Origin of the sequence: Anaerosphaera multitolerans, assembly GCF_004006535.1 — a bacterium.
Classification (GTDB): Bacteria; Bacillota; Clostridia; order Tissierellales; family Peptoniphilaceae; genus Anaerosphaera; species Anaerosphaera multitolerans.
Map to the genome: position 1 here is coordinate 228,720 of NZ_RLIH01000001.1, position 19,217 is coordinate 247,936.

Annotated in this window: 24 protein-coding genes; all 24 read left to right on the plus strand. The window is 36.1% G+C overall.

Annotation, left to right across the window (positions count from 1 at the left end):
* Positions 1-31 precede the first annotated feature (31 nt).
* The 24 genes from EF514_RS01075 (at position 32) to EF514_RS01185 (ending at position 19,183) form a co-directional block, all read left to right on the plus strand.
* Positions 32-442, plus strand: a complete 411-nt coding sequence (locus tag EF514_RS01075) for a phage holin family protein (protein WP_127722938.1) — start codon at positions 32-34, stop codon at positions 440-442.
* Between the two features lie 2 nt (positions 443-444).
* Entirely contained in the window at positions 445-1,383 is a 939-nt protein-coding gene (locus tag EF514_RS01080; protein ID WP_127722940.1) for a GH25 family lysozyme, read from the plus strand.
* Positions 1,384-1,715: 332 nt separating this feature from the next.
* A complete protein-coding gene (locus tag EF514_RS01090; RefSeq protein ID WP_127722942.1) occupies positions 1,716-2,033 on the plus strand; it encodes an rRNA biogenesis protein rrp5 in 318 nt (105 codons plus the stop codon).
* Complete coding sequence (locus EF514_RS01095) at positions 2,026-3,162, plus strand: DUF2800 domain-containing protein (RefSeq protein ID WP_127722944.1); 1,137 nt, start codon at positions 2,026-2,028, stop codon at positions 3,160-3,162. Before EF514_RS01090 ends, EF514_RS01095 begins: the two co-directional genes overlap by 8 nt.
* 5 nt (positions 3,163-3,167) lie before the next feature.
* Positions 3,168-3,719, plus strand: a complete 552-nt coding sequence (locus EF514_RS01100) for a DUF2815 family protein (RefSeq protein ID WP_127722946.1) — start codon at positions 3,168-3,170, stop codon at positions 3,717-3,719.
* Between the two features lie 72 nt (positions 3,720-3,791).
* Positions 3,792-5,732 carry a DNA polymerase gene (locus EF514_RS01105; protein ID WP_127722948.1) on the plus strand — a complete coding sequence of 647 codons (1,941 nt, stop codon included), beginning with the start codon at positions 3,792-3,794 and terminating at the stop codon, positions 5,730-5,732.
* A 55-nt stretch (positions 5,733-5,787) separates the two neighbouring features.
* Positions 5,788-6,003: an SHOCT domain-containing protein gene (locus EF514_RS01110; RefSeq protein ID WP_127722950.1), complete on the plus strand. Its 216-nt coding sequence runs from the start codon at positions 5,788-5,790 to the stop codon at positions 6,001-6,003.
* A 61-nt stretch (positions 6,004-6,064) separates the two neighbouring features.
* Complete coding sequence (locus EF514_RS01115; protein WP_127722952.1) at positions 6,065-7,627, plus strand: recombinase family protein; 1,563 nt, start codon at positions 6,065-6,067, stop codon at positions 7,625-7,627.
* Positions 7,628-8,044, plus strand: a complete 417-nt coding sequence (locus EF514_RS01120; protein WP_127722954.1) for a recombinase — start codon at positions 7,628-7,630, stop codon at positions 8,042-8,044.
* Position 8,045: 1 nt separating this feature from the next.
* The gene (locus tag EF514_RS01125) at positions 8,046-9,608 is read left to right on the plus strand and encodes a recombinase family protein (RefSeq protein ID WP_476726853.1); all 1,563 of its coding nucleotides are present in this window, start codon (positions 8,046-8,048) and stop codon (positions 9,606-9,608) included.
* Positions 9,609-9,750: 142 nt separating this feature from the next.
* On the plus strand, positions 9,751-9,975 hold the full coding sequence (locus EF514_RS01130; protein ID WP_127722956.1) for a helix-turn-helix domain-containing protein: 225 nt from the start codon (positions 9,751-9,753) through the stop codon (positions 9,973-9,975).
* A gap of 15 nt (positions 9,976-9,990) precedes the next feature.
* Positions 9,991-10,662, plus strand: coding sequence for a hypothetical protein (locus tag EF514_RS01135; RefSeq protein WP_127722958.1), 672 nt, complete (start codon positions 9,991-9,993; stop codon positions 10,660-10,662).
* Positions 10,663-10,739: 77 nt separating this feature from the next.
* Entirely contained in the window at positions 10,740-11,885 is a 1,146-nt protein-coding gene (locus EF514_RS01140) for an ATP-binding protein (RefSeq protein WP_127722960.1), read from the plus strand.
* Between the two features lie 174 nt (positions 11,886-12,059).
* The gene (locus EF514_RS01145; protein WP_476726854.1) at positions 12,060-12,296 is read left to right on the plus strand and encodes a hypothetical protein; all 237 of its coding nucleotides are present in this window, start codon (positions 12,060-12,062) and stop codon (positions 12,294-12,296) included.
* A gap of 609 nt (positions 12,297-12,905) precedes the next feature.
* Positions 12,906-13,502 carry a DUF1062 domain-containing protein gene (locus tag EF514_RS01150; protein WP_127722962.1) on the plus strand — a complete coding sequence of 199 codons (597 nt, stop codon included), beginning with the start codon at positions 12,906-12,908 and terminating at the stop codon, positions 13,500-13,502.
* On the plus strand, positions 13,495-13,698 hold the full coding sequence (gene rpmI, locus EF514_RS01155; protein WP_127722964.1) for a 50S ribosomal protein L35: 204 nt from the start codon (positions 13,495-13,497) through the stop codon (positions 13,696-13,698). Before EF514_RS01150 ends, rpmI begins: the two co-directional genes overlap by 8 nt.
* 111 nt (positions 13,699-13,809) lie before the next feature.
* On the plus strand, positions 13,810-13,992 hold the full coding sequence (locus EF514_RS10725) for a hypothetical protein (protein WP_164845513.1): 183 nt from the start codon (positions 13,810-13,812) through the stop codon (positions 13,990-13,992).
* Between the two features lie 197 nt (positions 13,993-14,189).
* Positions 14,190-14,597 carry an SRPBCC family protein gene (locus tag EF514_RS01160; protein WP_127722966.1) on the plus strand — a complete coding sequence of 136 codons (408 nt, stop codon included), beginning with the start codon at positions 14,190-14,192 and terminating at the stop codon, positions 14,595-14,597.
* Positions 14,594-15,055 carry a MarR family winged helix-turn-helix transcriptional regulator gene (locus EF514_RS01165; RefSeq protein ID WP_127722968.1) on the plus strand — a complete coding sequence of 154 codons (462 nt, stop codon included), beginning with the start codon at positions 14,594-14,596 and terminating at the stop codon, positions 15,053-15,055. Before EF514_RS01160 ends, EF514_RS01165 begins: the two co-directional genes overlap by 4 nt.
* A gap of 257 nt (positions 15,056-15,312) precedes the next feature.
* On the plus strand, positions 15,313-15,984 hold the full coding sequence (locus EF514_RS01170) for a hypothetical protein (protein WP_127722970.1): 672 nt from the start codon (positions 15,313-15,315) through the stop codon (positions 15,982-15,984).
* Positions 15,985-16,023: 39 nt separating this feature from the next.
* Positions 16,024-16,341, plus strand: coding sequence for a DUF6017 domain-containing protein (locus EF514_RS10730; RefSeq protein WP_276317149.1), 318 nt, complete (start codon positions 16,024-16,026; stop codon positions 16,339-16,341).
* Complete coding sequence (locus tag EF514_RS01175; RefSeq protein ID WP_127722972.1) at positions 16,326-16,823, plus strand: PcfB family protein; 498 nt, start codon at positions 16,326-16,328, stop codon at positions 16,821-16,823. Before EF514_RS10730 ends, EF514_RS01175 begins: the two co-directional genes overlap by 16 nt.
* 50 nt (positions 16,824-16,873) lie before the next feature.
* A complete protein-coding gene (locus EF514_RS01180; protein ID WP_127723033.1) occupies positions 16,874-18,724 on the plus strand; it encodes a VirD4-like conjugal transfer protein, CD1115 family in 1,851 nt (616 codons plus the stop codon).
* Between the two features lie 66 nt (positions 18,725-18,790).
* Complete coding sequence (locus EF514_RS01185; protein WP_127722974.1) at positions 18,791-19,183, plus strand: hypothetical protein; 393 nt, start codon at positions 18,791-18,793, stop codon at positions 19,181-19,183.
* The last annotated feature ends 34 nt before the right edge of the window (positions 19,184-19,217 follow it).

Genomic DNA, 19,217 nt, shown 5'->3' on the forward strand with positions numbered 1-19,217 from the left:
CTTTTTATTTCAACAAAAGGAGGAATTTTAAATGAAAGAAATATGGAACTGGATCCAAATTGTGATAACAGCAATCGGTGGATTCTTCGGATGGTTTTTAGGAGGGGCAGACGGTTTCCTATATGCACTACTAGTCTTTGTAGTCATCGACTATCTAACAGGTGTCTTATGTGCAATCGCTGATAAGACCCTATCAAGTGAAGTGGGATTTATCGGAATCAGCCGTAAAGTGCTGATTTTTGTTTTAGTGGGTGTGGCCAATATTTTAGATGTCTATGTGATTGGTGATGGGAGCGTACTAAGAACAGCGATTGTTTTCTTCTATCTATCAAATGAGGGAATTTCGCTGTTAGAAAATTCAGCTCATCTTGGACTACCTATCCCAGAAAAATTAAAAGATGTATTAGAACAGCTCCATAACAAGAGCGACAAGGAGGAATAATCATGAGAACTAAAGGAATCGATATCAGCACGTGGCAAAAACCAAGTCAGATTAACTATGACCAGCTTGCAAAAGAGGTTGATTTTGTCATCCTCCGAGCAGGATATACGGGCCACGGTACAGGAGTAAGTTTGCACAAGGATGATGCCTTTGAACAATACTACAAAGCCTTTCACGAGAGAGGTATTCCTATCGGTGTTTACTGGTACAGCTGTGCCAATACCAAAACCAAGGGCATAGCAGAAGCGAAGAAATGCCTAGAAATTATCAAAGGCAAGACCATCTCTTATCCCGTATTTATTGATACAGAGGATAATTATCATCAACGACCAAGTGGCAAGAAAGCCATTACCGATGCGTTGGTAGGCTTTTGTGAAACCGTAGAAAGTGCTGGATATTACGCCGGTATCTATGCATCTAGTTCTTGGTTTCAAGATTTAACAGAACTGGATCGGCTAGCACCTTATGATTTCTGGGTTGCACAGTGGTCCAGTAAAGAACCGACTCTTCGTCATGGTATCTGGCAGTATACAAGCAAAGGTAAATTGAATGGTTACTCAGGTAATTTGGATATGAACTATGCTTTTAAAGATTACAAAGCGATTATCCGAAGTGCAGGGCTTAATCATCTTGGCATAGAAGAAAACGTACCTGCTCCTACAGAAAAGAAATCGGTTGAGACGCTGGCCAAGGAAGTCATTCAAGGGTTATGGGGTAATGGTGAAGAACGAAAGAAACGTTTAACAGATTCAGGCTATGATTATGCGGCGGTGCAGTCAAAGGTCAATGATCTGCTATCTAGTAAGAAGTCGATCGATACCATCGCAAAGGAAGTCATTCGTGGCGATTGGGGTAACGGACAAGAAAGAAAAAACAAACTTACCAAAGCCGGTTATGACTACATTTCGGTACAAAAAAGGGTCAATGAACTCTTGAAATAACAGTAATCAAGAAAGCCTATCAAGGAGTGTTTCTCTTTGGTAGGCTTTCTTTTTTTCTAAACCGTCAGATTCTATCACCTCCCGTGGCTACTAGGTAGAGGGCAAGAAATAAATCGCCCTTTGGAAAGAGGTGATGGATATGAAACACAATCTAAAAATCAGTGTTTCTAAGAAACCACAGACAGGCGGACTTGTTACCTACCGTAATGTGTCCGTAAGGGAACGAATTCTTCGCTTTCTTTTAGGGAGTAAACAGCGTGTAACGATTGTGATTCCTGGAGATAGCATCGAGGAACTCTCTATCTGTGAAATGACGAAAGGAGGAACTGACCTTGAGCAAAATAAAGTTACTGCTTGAAGTGGTCAATGATATGCGAAGTCTTGCTGACAGCATACAGGCGGTTTGCGATGTAATGACAGAAGGAAGTCCTGCTCCAAGTGCAAAAGCTGCAACTGAACAAGAACCAGTAAAAGAGCCAGATATCCCACTTGAAAAAGTGCGTATGGTACTTGCTGAAAAGAGCCAACTTGGATTTACCGCCGAAGTGCGAGGACTCATTCAGAAGTATGGTGCAGACAAGTTAAGTGCTGTTGATAAGACTTATTATGCTGACATCTTGAAAGATGCGGAGGGTCTTGGAAATGGGTAATCATGCAATATTATCTGCATCTTCATCCCACAGGTGGCTTAACTGCCTACCCTCTGCAAGACTTGAACTGGAGTTTGAAGACCAAAGTGGTGAGGCAGCAAAAGAAGGCACAGCGGCTCATGACCTGTGTGAACACAAACTAAAAAAGGCACTTCATATGAGAAGTCAGCGACCTATCTCTGAGTATAACTCTGATGAGATGGAGGAATATACAGATGCTTACGTGGACTTTGTTATGGAGCAGGTGGAACTTGCAAAAACAAAATGCAAGGATCCAATCGTTCTTATCGAACAGCATCTTGATTTTTCATGCTATGTGCCAGACGGCTTTGGAACAGGAGATTGTGTGATTATCGCGGATGACAGACTTCACATCGTAGACTTTAAGTATGGGCTGGGTGTGCTAGTTGATGCAGTGGACAATCCACAGATGAAGCTCTATGCCCTAGGAGCACTTGGGATCTATGATCACCTGTACGACATTAAAGAAGTGTCTATGACGATCTTTCAGCCTAGAAGAGAGAATGTCAGCACCTGGACAATACCGGTGGAAGAACTAAAAGACTGGGCTGAAGAGGAACTAAAGCCTAGAGCTGACAAGGCCTTCAACGGTGAGGGTGAATACATCCCCGGTCCATGGTGTACTTTCTGTAAAGCGGCAAACAAATGTAGGGCCAGAGCCGAAGAAAAGCTAAAACTTGCAGAGAAAGAATTCAAGATGCCGCCACTACTAACGGACACAGAAATAGAAGAAATCTTACTTATTCTTCCCGACCTTAGCAAATGGGCAAATGAAATAACTGCCTATGCCACTGATGCAGCAGTCAATCACGGTAAAGAGTGGAATGGTTTTAAAGTTGTGGAAGGTCGCTCGGTTCGTAAGTATAAAGATGAAGAAGCCATCGCAGAAAAAGCCGTGGCAGGTGGATATAAAGACATTTATAGAAAGAGCCTTATTCCACTGACAGAGATGCAAAAACTAATGGGCAAATCCAAGTTTGAGGAACTCCTCGGTGACCTCATTTACAAACCACCGGGTAAGCCGACTCTTGTTCAAAACTCAGATAAAAGACCGGCTATGAATGTAGCGGATGCTAAAAACGAATTTAACGAAATTATGGAGGATTAAATATTATGGCAAATATGCAAAACAAAACAAAAGTTATCACAGGTGTAAACTCAAGATTTTCTTACTTCCACGGTTGGGAGCCTGTATCTATTAATGGTGGTGCAGAAAAATACAGTGTATCTGTCCTTATTCCAAAGGATGATAAGGAAACTATTAATGCCATCCATGCAGCGGTTGATGCTGCCATTGAGGAAGGTATCGCAAAGTTTGGTGGTAAGAAACCCAATAAGGCAGCCATTAAACTACCGTTGCGTGATGGAGATGTAGAGCGTGATGACGAGGCTTATAAAGGCCATTACTTCATCAATGCGAATAGCAAAACAGCACCGCAGATTGTAGACAAAAGTGTTAAGCCGATACTGGATCGTAGTGAGGTGTACAGCGGTTGTTACGGCAGGGTTTCACTCAACTTCTATGCCTTCAACTCAAATGGTAATAAAGGTGTAGCTTGTGGTCTTGGTAACATTCAAAAAATTAGAGACGGAGAACCTCTAGGTGGTAAGTCTTCTGCAGTAGATGATTTTACGACTCTTGTCGATGATGACTTCCTTGCCTAAAAGGAATAGTAAACTTGACGGTGGTGGAGGTCTTCCCTCTGCCACCTTTTTTCATTTAGGAAGGAGACCACTATGAAGAACTTAGAAATTGATATCGAAACCTATTCATCTACTAATCTACAAAAAAGTGGTGTTTATCGTTACGTAGAAGCAGATGATTTTGAGGTGATGCTGTTTGCTTATGCGGTTGACGGTGGTGAGGTTAAGGTCATCGATTTGATGAATGGAGAAAAGATTCCAAAAGAAATCCTAGATGCCTTAACCGATGAAACCATTACGAAGTGGGCATTTAATGCTCAGTTTGAGCGAGTCTGCCTTTCACGTTATTTGGGCTATCCCACTGAGACTTATCTAAATCCTTCCTCATGGAAATGTTCCATGGTTTGGTCTGCCTATATGGGGCTTCCTCTTTCTTTAGAAGGTGTAGGTGCAGTGCTAGGACTTGAAAAGCAAAAGCTGACGGAGGGTAAAGACCTGATACGATACTTTTGTGTTCCATGTACTCCAACAAAAATAAATGGTGGTAGAACCCGTAACCTACCCACTGATGAAATCGATAAATGGCAGCAGTTTAAAGCATATAACAAGCGTGATGTGGAGGCAGAAATACAGATACAACAAAGATTGATTAAGTTTCCAGTACCAGAGGACATCTGGGAGGAGTATCATCTCGATCAAGAAGTCAACGACCGTGGTATAAAGGTGGATATGGATTTTGTTAAGCAGGCCATTGCCATGGATGACATATCTCATGAAAAACTACTAACTGCCATGCAGCAGATAACAAATCTCGATAACCCAAACTCTGTACAACAGATGAAAGGCTGGCTTTCTGAAAACGGTCTAGAGATGGAGACTCTCGGTAAAAAAGCTGTCGCTGAGAAACTTAAGGAAACCGATGGTGAACTAAATGAAGTTCTTTCACTTCGTCAGCAACTGGCAAAATCCTCGGTAAAGAAATATACAGCAATGGAAAATGCGGTCTGTAGTGATTCAAGAGCTAGAGGTATGTTTCAGTTTTATGGAGCTAACAGAACAGGACGTTTTGCCGGAAGGCTTGTGCAATTACAAAACCTCCCTCAAAACCATATGCCAGATTTAAAAGAGGCGCGAAATATTGTTAGAAATGGTGATGTTGAAACACTAGAACTGCTCTATGAAGATATACCTGATACCCTCTCACAACTGATTCGTACAGCCTTTGTACCTAGAGTTGGTCATAAGTTTATTGTGTCTGACTTCTCAGCCATTGAGGCTCGTGTGCTTTCATGGCTCGCAGGCGAAACATGGCGAACAAAGGTATTTGCTAGTGGTGGTGATATCTACTGCGCATCTGCCTCTCAGATGTTTAACGTTCCCGTTGAAAAGCATGGTGTGAACGGTCATTTGAGACAGAAGGGTAAAATCGCTGAATTGGCACTCGGCTATGGCGGATCTGTCGGTGCATTAAAAGCGATGGGAGCACTAGAGATGGGGCTTGAAGAGGAAGAATTAAAACCGCTTGTGAATGCTTGGAGAATGTCTAATCCCAACATCACACAGTTCTGGTGGGATGTAGATCGGGCGGCTAAACAATGTGTAAAAGAAAACAAATCACAGGAAACCCGTGGCATCGAGTTTCATTGTTTTAGTGGCATGCTTTTTATCGTTCTTCCTTCCGGCAGAAGGCTTGCCTATGTAAAACCTCGAATTGGTGAGAATCAGTTTGGTGGTGAGTCTGTTACCTATGAAGGAGTAGGTGGAACAAAGAAATGGGAGCGTCTTGAAAGTTACGGTCCTAAGTTTGTAGAGAATATTGTTCAAGCCATCTCCCGTGATATTTTGATGTATTCAATGAAGATGCTTAGTACTTATCGTATTGTGGCTCATGTCCATGATGAAGTCATTATTGAAGCCGATCCTCAAATATCGGTTACTGAAGTATGTAAACAGATGAGTCAAGTGCCACCTTGGGCAAAAGGGCTGCTCCTTGACGCCGATGGCTATGAATGCGACTTTTATCAAAAAGATTAAAGAAATCATCAGATTTCACCTCCTGCCGTGGCTACTAGGTAGGAGGTGTTTTTCTATGAACATTTTTGAAGTAAAAGATGGCTGTCCGTTAAAGGGCAAGACCGATCAGATGACAGAGGAAGAATTACAAAAGGAATATGACTTTCACATAGCCGAGAGCATTGTCGCAAACCTATATAAAGAAGGCAAAATCACAGTGGATGAATTACACAAAATATCAGCCTTGAACAGGCAGAAATTCTCTCCCCGTTTAGCCGAGATTATGTCCTAAAAAGCTTGCTATTAATAGCTTTTAGAGTGATGTATGTAATGGGCGAAAGCGAGGTGAGATGATGAAAAAGATAACAAAAATAGATGAACTGACCCAGGGACAACTACCTACTACGAAACTTAGGGTTGCCGCCTATGCTAGAGTCTCAACCGATAGTGATGAACAACTTGAAAGCCTTAAAGCACAGCGTGAACACTATGAGCGCTATATTAAGTCTAATCCTGAATGGGAGTTTGCTGGTCTTTATTATGACGAAGGGATCTCCGGCACCAAGATGGAGAAACGGACTGAACTGCTCCGCATGATACGAGATTGTAAGCAAGGTCGGATAGATTTTATTATCACCAAATCAATCAGCCGCTTTGCTCGTAATACAGTAGATTGCCTAGAGTTAGTAAGAAAGCTGATTGATATCGGTGTTTACATTTATTTTGAAAAAGAGAATCTAAATACGGGTGATATGGAAAGTGAGCTGATGCTTTCTATCCTTTCTGGATTTGCTGCAGAAGAGTCTGCATCTATTTCACAAAACTCAACATGGTCCATTCAAAAGAGATTTCAAAACGGCAGTTATGTAGGTACTCCACCCTATGGATATACCAATATAGATGGTGAAATGGTAATCGTCCCAGAAGAAGCAGAAATCATCAAACGTATTTTTGCAGAGTGCCTTTCAGGGAAAGGTGGAGGTACTATAGCAAGAGGTTTGAACAAAGACAAAATCCCTGCAAGACGAGGTAATCACTGGAGTGCAGGCACGGTGATAGACATGCTTCGAAACGAAAAATATATGGGTGATGTCCTACTACAAAAGACTTACACAGATAGTAACTACAATCGCCATCCAAATACAGGCGAAAAAGACCAGTACTATTACAAGGACAATCATGAAGCGATTATTAGTAGAGAAGACTTTGCTAAGACACAAGATCTCATTGATGAAAGAGCCAAGATGAAGTGTAAGGGCATGAAAAAGAACGTTTATCTTAATCGATATGCTTTAAGTGGCAAGATTGTCTGTGGAGAGTGTGGTCGCAATTTTAGGAGAAAGACAAACTACTCAGCTGGTAGGAGTTACATTGCTTGGAGTTGCATCGGTCATATCGAAGACAAAGAGAGTTGCTCCATGTTGTTCTTGCGAGATGGGGAAATCAAAGCCACATTTACAACCATGATGAATAAGCTTGCTTTCAGTAACAAGCTAATCCTAGAGCCACTTTTCAAATCAATTAGCCAAATCGATGAAGAAAGCGACCGTGAAAGAATGGATGCTATTGATAAGCGAATGGAGCAACTCATGGAAGAACGCAACACCCTTATTACACTGATGGCCAAAGGTTTCCTTGAGCCAGCTCTTTTTAATCAGGAACGAAATGTTTTAGATAGTGAGATGAAAAATCTTTCAACTGAAAAAACAAACCTTGTATCAAATTCCGCGAGTGGGATTTTGCGAGCAAACGAGATAAAGGACCTCATTGATTACGTGTCAGCAAATAATTTTAATGGTGACTACACGGAAGAATTATTTGAAGAATTTGTAGAGAACATCATTGTAAATTCCAGGGATGAGCTGACATTCAATTTGAAATGCGGTCTTTCCCTGAAAGAAAAGGTGGTGAGATAAATGGCATATATTCCATATGGATACAGAATTCAAGACGGAGTTGTTACTGTCGATGAAAAGGCAGCAGGTCAAGTAAAGGTATTCTTTGAGAAATACATATCAGGACTATCCCTTACAGTGGCTGGCGAACAAGCAGGTATTGATAAGACACACTCTGTGATGGGACGCATTTTGAAAAACGTCAACTACCTTGGAAATGATACGTATCCAGCAATCATTGATAAAGAGATATTTGATAAAGCTGAAGAAGTTAGAGATAAGCGTGCAAAGGATTTAGGACGAGTGGTAGAGCTTGCCGCTTTCACCTCTCCCCCTCCCAAAGAACGATTTAAAATGAGAAAGGCAGATAATAAGATGCCAGTTGATCCTTTTGAACGAGCAGAATACTTATACAGTCTGATAGAAAGCGAGGAATAAAGTGACAGAGAAAAATATAATGGTTATTCCTGCTCGTAAAAGAGTAGGAAGTACAGCCGCAAAAGAAAAGATAAAGAAACTTCGTGTTGCTGCCTATTGCCGTGTTTCTACAGAAACAGAAGAACAAAATTCTAGCTATGAGGTTCAGGTCGCACACTATACAGAGTTTATAAAGAAAAATACTGAGTGGGAGTTTGCTGGCATCTTTGCAGATGATGGTATCTCCGGGACGAACACCAAAAAGCGTGACGAATTTAATCGTATGATTGCAGAGTGCATGGACGGTAACATCGATATGGTTATTACAAAATCCATCAGCCGATTTGCACGTAACACCCTAGACTGCCTTCAATATATTAGACAGCTCAAGGATAAAAACATATCCGTCTATTTTGAGAAAGAGAACATCAACACCACGGATGCCAAAGGTGAGGTTTTGCTGACTATTATGGCATCTCTAGCACAACAGGAAAGCCAGAGCCTTTCTCAAAACGTTAAGCTTGGTCTACAGTACCGATACCAACAAGGAAAGGTGCAGGTCAACCATAAACGATTTATGGGCTACACGAAAGATGAAGATGGAAATTTAATTATTGTCTCCGAAGAAGCTGAGATTATCAAACGCATCTACCGAGAATACCTTGAAGGTCAGAGTCTAGTGGGCATTGGTCGAGCCCTTGAAAAGGATGGTATTTTAACAGCAGCGGGAAAACCAAGATGGCGACCAGAATCAGTTAAGAAGATACTTCAAAACGAAAAATACATCGGAGATGCCCTTCTGCAAAAGACTGTTACTGTAGATTTTCTAACCAAGAAACGAGTTAAGAATGAAGGTCATCTTCCCCAGTATTATGTTGAAAATAGCCATGAGGCGATTATTCCTAAAGAGTTATTTTTGCAGGTGCAGGAAGAGGTTCATCGAAGAAGCAATATCTACACAGGAGAAGGCAAGAACAAACGAATTTATAGTAGCAAGTATGCTTTAAGTGCCATCACCTTCTGTGGAGATTGTGGCGATATTTATAGGAGAACCTATTGGAATATTCATGGTAGAAAAGAATTTGTCTGGCGATGCGTGACTAGAATCGAGCAAGGTCCTGAGGTCTGTAAGAACCGAACCGTAAAAGAAGATGAACTCTATGGTGCGGTAATGACAGCGATTAATAAGCTACTTGCAGGTGGCAATAACATGATAAAAACCCTGGAAGAGAACATTCATGCTGTGATTGGCGAAACCACAGAGTATCAAATTGCAGAGATTAATAATTTACTAGAAGAAAAACAAAAAGACCTCATCAAGCTGGCCAATAAGAGTCAAGATTATGAACATCTAGCAGATGAGATTGATGAGCTGAGAGACAAGCGACAGCTCCTTTTAGTAGAAGATGCCTCCCTCAGTGGCGAGAACGAGCGAATCAATGAGCTGATTGAATTTATCCGCAAGAACAAATTCCGTACCTTAGAGTACGATGATAAGCTTGTAAGGAAGATAATCCAGAGCGTTACAGTCTATGAAGAACACTTCGTCATAGCCTTTAAATCTGGCATCGAAATGGAAATATGAAAACCAGAAGTAAATAGCCCATGACTCTACAGTAGAGTCATGGGTTTTCTTTTGCTTGCTGATTATAATAATATTTTAATAACTATTGTATTTATCAACCAAACGGTTTATAATGTTCTTAGCGTAAACTTGGAGGTGCTGTATGACTACGGCAGAAATGATTAAAGAACTGTGTGAGCGAATGAATATAAGCGTTTCTGAACTTGCCAGACGTATCGGCCAGACTCCACAAAATTTCAATAAGAAATTACAACGTGAAACGGTAACCTTGGATGAGTTGAAAGCCATCGCAGATGTACTGGGTGTCAGGTTTGAGCAGGCATTTATTTTGCCCGATGGAGATGAAATAAAAATATCTAACAAATAAAGGAGGCGGTCTAATATGATGATTAGTCCGGAAAGTTACTATGAAGAGTATCTCAAAGGAAAAACAAAAGAAGAAATAATGACCGCCATCCGAGGACTTAAGCAAGAAATAGGTCACCTCAAAAATTCTATGGAAAACCCGTATGATGGCATGAAAACTGTTATGCATCCAAGTGAAGATACCCGCCTTCATTGGAGCCGTAAATATTTGGATAAAGCCAAGCAAGCCTATGTTGAGGCTGGCGGGACTTATACTTTATCAAAGTCTGAAGAAAAGGCAGCCGATTTTGATGCGAACATAAATGCTATCTGCAAGATCACCTTTAACATTGGTGGTTACTTTGGCGGTTATAGCACCTATATTGTAGAGCTATCCGAAGAATTGAAAGCCTATACAAAGTTATGGGAAGATGTAGAACCACTTGTATTGTTGGATGATAATAAAGAGCCCTTTATAAAGGATACTTTCATTGGGGCACTTAAGGAACTTCATATCGGTGAGTGGCGAAGACATTATACAACTAAACGCTTCGGATACATGGTACTTGATGGAACACAGTGGGAGTTGGAATTTGAATATAGTAATGGCCATAAGCCAGTAAGATTTGATGGCGATAACTCTTACCCTTATAACTTTGATAAGTTCCAGAAGCTATTTGGTATCGATGATATTGAGGAGGGTGAGTAAAAGATAAATAGGAATTTATGAGGAGGATTTGAAATGGGGTTAAACATAATAACTCTTTATGATTGGGGGTATTCTGTGTGGACAACCTAAAAAAAACTATTACAAATCTAATATCTCTCAAGCAAGAGGGAGCGTATTGGGATTTTAAACGTATGTGGTATGACTCTGATCATAATATGGATTTATTACATGATATTATCTGTATGTCAAATAATTTAGTTAATAGGGATGCCTACATAATAATTGGTATAGATGAAGAAAATGATTATAGTATTAATGATGTTCTGAATGATTCAAATAGAATGAACACACAAAAAATCGTTGATTTTCTAAAGGACAAGAAATTTGCTGGTGACATAAGGCCCATAGTTTATGTGGAAACGATTAGTTTTTCTAAAGGTGTTATCGATGTTGTTGTCATCCAGAATAGTTCAAATACACCATTTTACTTGAAAGAAAAATATAAAGGTGTATTTGAAAATCACATATATACAAGAATCCAAGACACAAACACGCCAACCAATTCATCGGCAGATATAGATAAAGTAGAATGGTTGTGGAAAAAGAGGTTTGGGTTAATTCAAACACCTGTTGAGCGGCTTGAAACATTTTTAGGTCACCCAGATGGTTGGGTCAATGGCCCGTATGGAGAAATGCAAAAATATTATAAAAATTTCCCAGAATACACAATAACATATGACTTTGCTAGTAATAATCGAGACGGTTATGAGTATTATCTATTTTCACAATATGATTCAAGACCTCATTGGATGGATATCAAGATCTATTATCATCAAACTCTTTTAACAGAAATAGGAGGAGCATCGTTAGATGGTGGGAGATATATGACACCTTGTCCCGAGACAGATGGGATTATTATTTCAGATAATCACCACTGGGACATCATGTATAAATACATGGTTAAGGGTTCTTTCCTATACAAATTGCATCAATTCTTTTTTATTAATGAGTACTCTTCAGACGCACAAAGTGCTCATGATAGATTTATGAAGGTAATTTTACTTTTCCATAGTGAACAAGAACGAAAATTATTTAAAGAATATGTTGAAAAGCATTGGGACGATAGAGGCAAATATGAGAAATGTATTCACTTGCCACACATACCTCAACTTGAAGGATACAAGACAGATGCATTCAAGGATGACTATGAACATGCTTTGATTCTACAATGTATGCTAAGGGATTTTAGAAAGCGAATTTAAACGTCGACTTAGATATGTTCCCACATACGCAAGCTCTCAGTGGATATGTTCCCTCAAAGAGAATTATATTCATGTCCCTAATTTTTGACAGCTATCCACTCATCTCAAAACACGTTGAAGTCGTAACACTACTTGTGAAGGAGTGAAACGACTGAAGCAGTAGATGTACGTCTCATGCAAAAAATCTCCAAGAAATCAAGTGAAGCGAAGATTGATTGGGAAGATTTGGCTGCTGGAGACTATAGCGTTGCTACGAAGAGTGGATTAGTCAAGATCTTGCATTTTAAGCAGTTTTATAGACATTTTGTCTTCAACGAAGATGGCGAAGGAGGACGTAAAAAAGTCATAAAAGATTATATTGATGTGAACGTATGTATTGATATGGTCTGTGGAGACACAAGGAATGAGTAAAGAAATTTAAATCTATATGTAGAAAATCACATAATCATTATAGTTCATGATAATTATATGTAAGTGGAGTTTAAAACTGGGAATAAAATCGAAATTAAGAAATAAGGTTAAGATACTAAATAGTTAAAGTATCTTGACCTATTTTGATATAATTAACCAGAAATGACCAAATAGAAAGTAAGTTATTTAAATTAACCTATAATAAAATTGAATTAAATAAGAGTTAGCATTGATGTTGAATAGTATAAATGTTAATATAAAATTATCTGAATTTGAAAGGGGATTGTCCAGTGGTAACTTTATAATCTATTTTAAGGTAAATGAGCACAATAAAATTATTCTTTTTAAGAGCTACATGTAATGTGGTTATTTTGTTGTGACTATTTTTAAGTAGATTTAAAGCACTAGACTTCTTTCATAAAATTGATTAGGGTCATAACCCTTTTATTTTAATGCAAAGATTTACTACAGTAGGTGCTTTACCTAGCTGTAGTTTTTTATTACAAAATATATGGAGGTTATTTATGAGAAAAATTATTATTGATTATGTTCCACCTGTAATTACGTTTCTTTTTGATATAAGAAAAATGAGTCGAAAGGAAATGATATATGAAAACAATAAATTGGGAGGTGGAATATCTTTCATCGCCTAAAGTAATACGCTATTGTAAAAAATGTGGACATGAAACTGAACATATTTCATCAGACCTATTTCGAATTAATGCTCAACAAAAATCTTTAGATATTTGGTTAATATATAAATGTATACACTGTAAGAATACATGGAATATGACTATATATACAAGAATTAATCCAAAGAGTATTTCACAAGACCTGTTAAATAAATTTATGAAAAATGACGAAAATTTAGCAAGAGCATGTGCACTGGATACAGAACTAATAAAAAGAAATAGAGTAAAAATAGAATTGCCACCTTATGATATTAAGGGCGAAAGTATTGACTTTAGAAGTGACACAAAAATAAAGATATATAATCCATACTCCGCTAATATAAAAGTATCGAAAGTTTTGAGAGAAAAATTATCTTTAACAAGAAAAAACTTTGATAGCTTAGTTTTAAATAAGATATTTCAATTGGAAAAAGATAAAGATATTAATAAAAGTAAAATAGTAGATAATATTACTATTTATTACTATGGAACTAGAATTAGAGAAATTTATTTTGGAGGAAATGAAAATGCCTAAGATGAAAACACATAAGGGAAGTCAAAAAAGATTTAAGTTGAATAAAAATGGCAAAATCAAGAGAAGTTGTGCTGGAATGAACCACAATGCAAGTAGCAAAACTAAAAAACAGAAGAAACATCTTCAAAAAGGTGCTTATGTAGATAAGGAAAATATTAAGACTGTTAAACAAATGTTAGTTTATAAAAAAGGATAAATTTTATTATAATTTTTTTAAGAAAACCTTCACTTACTTATATGTAAGTGGAGGTTTTAAATATTTATATGAAGAAAAATTATTATCCTGTAATTATGATTAAAGGTTTGAATGAAGAAGCAAATTCTTTCAAGAAGAGTCCAAGATATAAAAGCTTATCTTAAAACCTCATATGCTAAGATTGAAAACTATGATGAAAGTCTAGTTCGAATAATCATAGATAAAATCATAGTACATGATGATTATATGGAGATAGAGTTTAAAACTGGGAATAAAATAGAAGTTAAAAAATAGGTCAAGATACTAAATATTTAAAGTATCTTGACTTAATTTATTATTATTTTATATTCTGTAATAATCTATATTTATATTTTTTTATAGCATTTAAAGTTTCGTTCAAATATGTTGTAATAAAAATTAAATAACAGGTTGACAATTTTACTAAGTATACATATAATATGTATACTTAGTAAAATGTAAGGAGGGATATAATGTTTGAATATTCAAATAAAATATCATCAGAAGTTAGTGTTGAGAAAGTTTGGTTAAATTACAAAGATGTAGATAATTGGGCTAAGTGGGATTCTAGTATAGAACACATTGAATTAAGTGGTACTTTTAAAAAAGGAACAACAGGTATATTAAAAAACTTTGGGATGGCACCACTCGAGTTTGTATTAACAGAGGTACTAGAAAAAGAAAGTTTTTCAAATAAAAGTGAATTAGGACCATTTTCAGTAGTTTTCACTCATACGATAGTTGTAGAAAAAAATATGGTAACAATAGAACATGGTGTAAATGTTGACGGACCAGATAAAAATAAAGTACAGGAAATTGGAAATCTAATTGCTTCAAGTATACCTGATGCTATGAATAAATTACTGGAAATATCAAAATGAGAAAGTTCTCAAATTTTAATACAAGTGAAGAAAGTTTTGGATTTGTATTTTGGCAAGTCTATACTTTGTGGAGTAGAAGAATAAAAAAAGAATTAAAAAAGTACAAATTAACACATACACAGTTTGTAATATTAAGTGTTATTGCTTACTTAGAGAAATCATCTAAGTTCATTTCTCAGTCGGATGTTTCTAATCTATCAAAAATTGATGTGATGACTGTTTCTACGAGCATAAAGACATTAGTAAAGAATGGATATGTGATAATTTCAAGTAGTAGTGAAGATGCTAGAGCGAATGCTTTAAAATTATCTAATGAAGGTAAAATAGTTCAAAACAATGCAATGAAAACTATAGAAAATGTTGATACAGATTTTTTCAGAAATGCGAATATAGAAACGAATAAATTTTTGGAGATTATGCATGAAATTTTAGAAGTAAATTCAGAAGATAAACAGTAGATATAAGTAAGAAAAACATAAAATTATAACATATAATAGTAGAGTTTTAAATTGAAAAGATAGTATAAATTAAAAAGTAGGTCAAGATGCGAAACATAAAAGTATCTTGACCTACTTTTTATAGAATAGGATAAACTATAAAACTATAATGTACAACGGAATGATAGAGAGGAAAAAAGTTATTGTTTGGAATGGATGATTATGATAATTAATAATGAAAAAGCTGGTTTCAATATGTTAAAGATGGAGGTGATAATATGAGTTATTTATACAGTTCAGGAAATGACACTGTAGATGAAATAGGGAAGATTAATTTTATTGGTGATATAGTTCCACACACTTGGTACAAAACTATCTTAAGGGACAATGGGAAGCCATATTTGAACGCAATTATAATACTGGCAGATATTGTCTATTGGTATCGTCCGTCGGAAGTTCGAGAGGAAACTTCCGGACAGTTATTAGGATTTAAAAAGAAGTTTAAGGAAGACTTATTACAGCGAAGCTATCAACAAATGGCGGATCGATTTGGAATGTCAAAACGAGAAGCTACCAATGCTATTATATTTTTAGAAAAACTAGGTGTAATTAAAAGAGAGTTTAGGACAGTAACTACGGCTAAGACCATATTGAACAATGTTTTATATATCCGTTTGTATGTAGAACAATTAGAAGCTATTACATTTCCTGAAAGCACCATTTCGACGAAACAAGATAAAGTTGAAACGTCGCCGGGTACAGACACCCTATCACTTCTCAAAGAGGGAGGGGTCACTTTACAAAGAGATACCCTATCACCTTCTAAAGAGACAGGTATCACTTTAAAAAGGGAGACAAATACAAAGAATACAACTAAGACTTCTAACATAGATTTCCATCCTATCTTATCTGAAAAAGGAGAAGAGGAGGAAGATAGAGGAAAGATTTAAAGCGAATATAGAATATTCCTATTTGATTGAGAGATATCCATTGAGAAAAATAGAATTGATGGAATACTAGACTTAATGGTAGATATTTATTTACAGGAAACAGGAACAATAGTAATCAATCAACAGGAAAAACCTATTACATTAGTTAAAAGTCAGTTTATGAAGTTGAACTTTCAACATATAGAGTATGTATTAAATTCATTAAATGAAACTACAACAAAAATCACAAAACAGAGAAGTTATTTATTGACGACTCTATACAATGCACCAATGACAATGGATCAGTACTACAGTTCATGGGCAAACCATACTCTGTATGGAGAGGTAGAGGAGGATAGATTATGCAAGAGGAAGTGAATCAAAAGACTATAGCTTTTACTACACAGAATGCCAAGATGACGGCCAGAGTATTAAAAGAAATTATAGAAAAGTATTTAAGAGAACAAGAACGAAAAAAATCCATGAAGCAGTCAAAGACATTGAACAACTCTCAAATTAGTAAAAAGAAAATATCACTAAAAGAGCTAAGTAAGAAATATGATGGTTTGAAAAGTGTAGAAATTGACAATACAAATATTAAAGGCTTTGAAAAATATGCTAAAAAATATCATCTTGAATATGCCTTGAAAAAAGATAAGACTATGGATCCACCAACTTATGTCATATTCTTTAAAGGAAAAGATACAGATATGATTGATCGAGTCTTTAAAGACTTTATAGGCAAAGACTTGATGAAGCAGAAACCGAGTTTAATTGCAGATCTTAAAAAGTATGCAGAAGTAGCTAAAAACTTAGTGACAGATAAAACAAAACATAAACATCAAGAACAGTCATTATAAAGAAAGGGTGATAGTAATTGACTAGCCCAGTTGAAGATATAAAAAACTTAATGGAAACAGTAGATAAGAAGAAATTCATAATCAAGCTAATACCATATATCTTATTAACTTATGTATTTCATAAATTAGCCTACCTTTATCACCTAATTTTAGGTGATAATTTTTTTATAAAAATATTTGAATTATTGAAATACGTTAAATATATTTTTGCATCACCATATATTAGCTTGGATATAAGAGATTGGTTTATAGGGCTTATGGGAGCAGTAAGTATTTATGGGATTGTTTACAGTAAATCAAAAAATGCTAAAAAGTATCGAAAGGGAGAGGAATATGGATCTGCCAGATGGGGAAATAGGAAGGACATTATTCCCTATGTAGACAAGAATTTTGAAGACAATATTATTCTAACCCAAATAGAAAGTTTGATGATGAACAGTCGTCCTAAAAATCCAAAGCATGCAAGAAATAAAAATGTATTAGTTATAGGAGGATCAGGTTCCGGGAAGACAAGATTTTATGTGAAGCCTAATTTAATGCAGATGCATAGTTCTTATGTGGTAACAGATCCAAAGGGAACTCTTCTCGTAGAATGTGGGAAAATGTTAGAAAAAGGAACACCAAAGAAAAAATATGATAAGAGTGGTAAGGAAATAAAAGATATGAAAGGAAATCCTATTTACGAAAAAGACAAGAATGGAAAAATAGTTTATGAACCATACAATATAAAGGTTTTAAATACGATTAACTTTAAGAAGTCTATGCATTATAATCCCTTTGCCTATTTGAGAAGCGAGAAGGATATTTTAAAACTGGTGAATACTATCATAGTAAATACAAAGGGAGAAGGTGAAAAAGCAGGGGAAGATTTTTGGGTGAAAGCTGAAAAACTTGTTTACACTGCCTATATAGGACTCATTTACTATGAAGCTCCAGAAGAGGAACAGAATTTTTCAACACTGTTGGAACTTATTAATATGAGTGAGACAAGAGAAGAAGATGAGAACTACAAAAATCCAATAGATTTGAAAATTGAAGCCTTGGAAGAATTAAATCCTAATCATTTTGCAGTGAGACAGTATAAAAAATATAAATTGGCGGCAGGAAAGACCGCTAAATCTATTTTAATTTCCTGTGGAGCAAGATTAGCTCCTTTTGACATTGAAGAGTTAAGAGACTTAATGGAATATGACGAAGTGGAATTGGACACAATAGGAGATCGAAAAACAGCCTTATTTATAATTATTTCTGATACTGACGATACATTTAATTTTGTGGTAGCAATTCTATACACACAACTTTTCAACTTGCTATGTGATAAGGCAGATGATGTTTATAATGGGAGATTACCTGTTCATGTAAGATGTTTATTAGATGAATTTAGTAATATTGGACAAATACCTAAATTTGAAAAATTAATCGCAACTATCCGTTCTAGGGAAATTTCAGCTAGTGTAATACTTCAAGCACAATCACAACTAAAGGGGATTTATAAAGACCATGCAGAGACAATTGTAGGAAACTGTGACACAACATTGTTCTTAGGCGGAAAAGAAAAGACAACACTAAAGGAAATGTCAGAAATATTGGGAAAAGAAACCATTGATTTATATAATACATCAGAAAATAGAGGAAGAGAAAAAACGCATGGACTGAATTATCAGAAATTAGGAAAAGACTTAATGACTCAGGATGAACTGGCAACTATGGATGGTGGAAAGTGTATCTTACAATTAAGAGGAGTACGACCATTTTTGTCAGATAAATATGATGTAACAAAACATAAGAATTATAAAAAAATGTCTGATTATGATGAGAAAAATGCTTATGACATAGAAAAAGCATTAAGTACAGAATTGAAAATTAAGAAAGAACAAGAGATAGAGGTGTATGAGATATAAAAAAGAAATATTATTAGATCCTATATATGATATATTGATATTATAGATAATAAGGGAGGCTGAATGATGAATAAATTTTTAAGAGTAATGTTTATTATATTAATAATTGCACTTTTGGGTGCTGCAATTATGCAATTATTCTTTCCAGAAATGATGGGAGCAAATTCTGAATATGGAATCTCTATAGGTTGGCAAAGAGAAATAGGATTTTGGAACTTGGCAATATTACCAATATTAATTGGAATTAATATAAAGTATGATTTCTTCTTCTTAAAAATAATAGTGATTTCTTTAATAATTGGAGGTTTAGGGTTTGGAACCAATCATCTTCTGGGTTATATAAATGATAATTCTAAAACCATAAGTTTAATTGGTGCCTTGGAGAACTATGCTTTAGTTATGCTATGGATAGTTGGACTTAAGATTGAGTGTACTAAAAAAGGAAAAGTAGAAAAATGAATGCTTTGGATACCATAGGTGAGAATATAATATT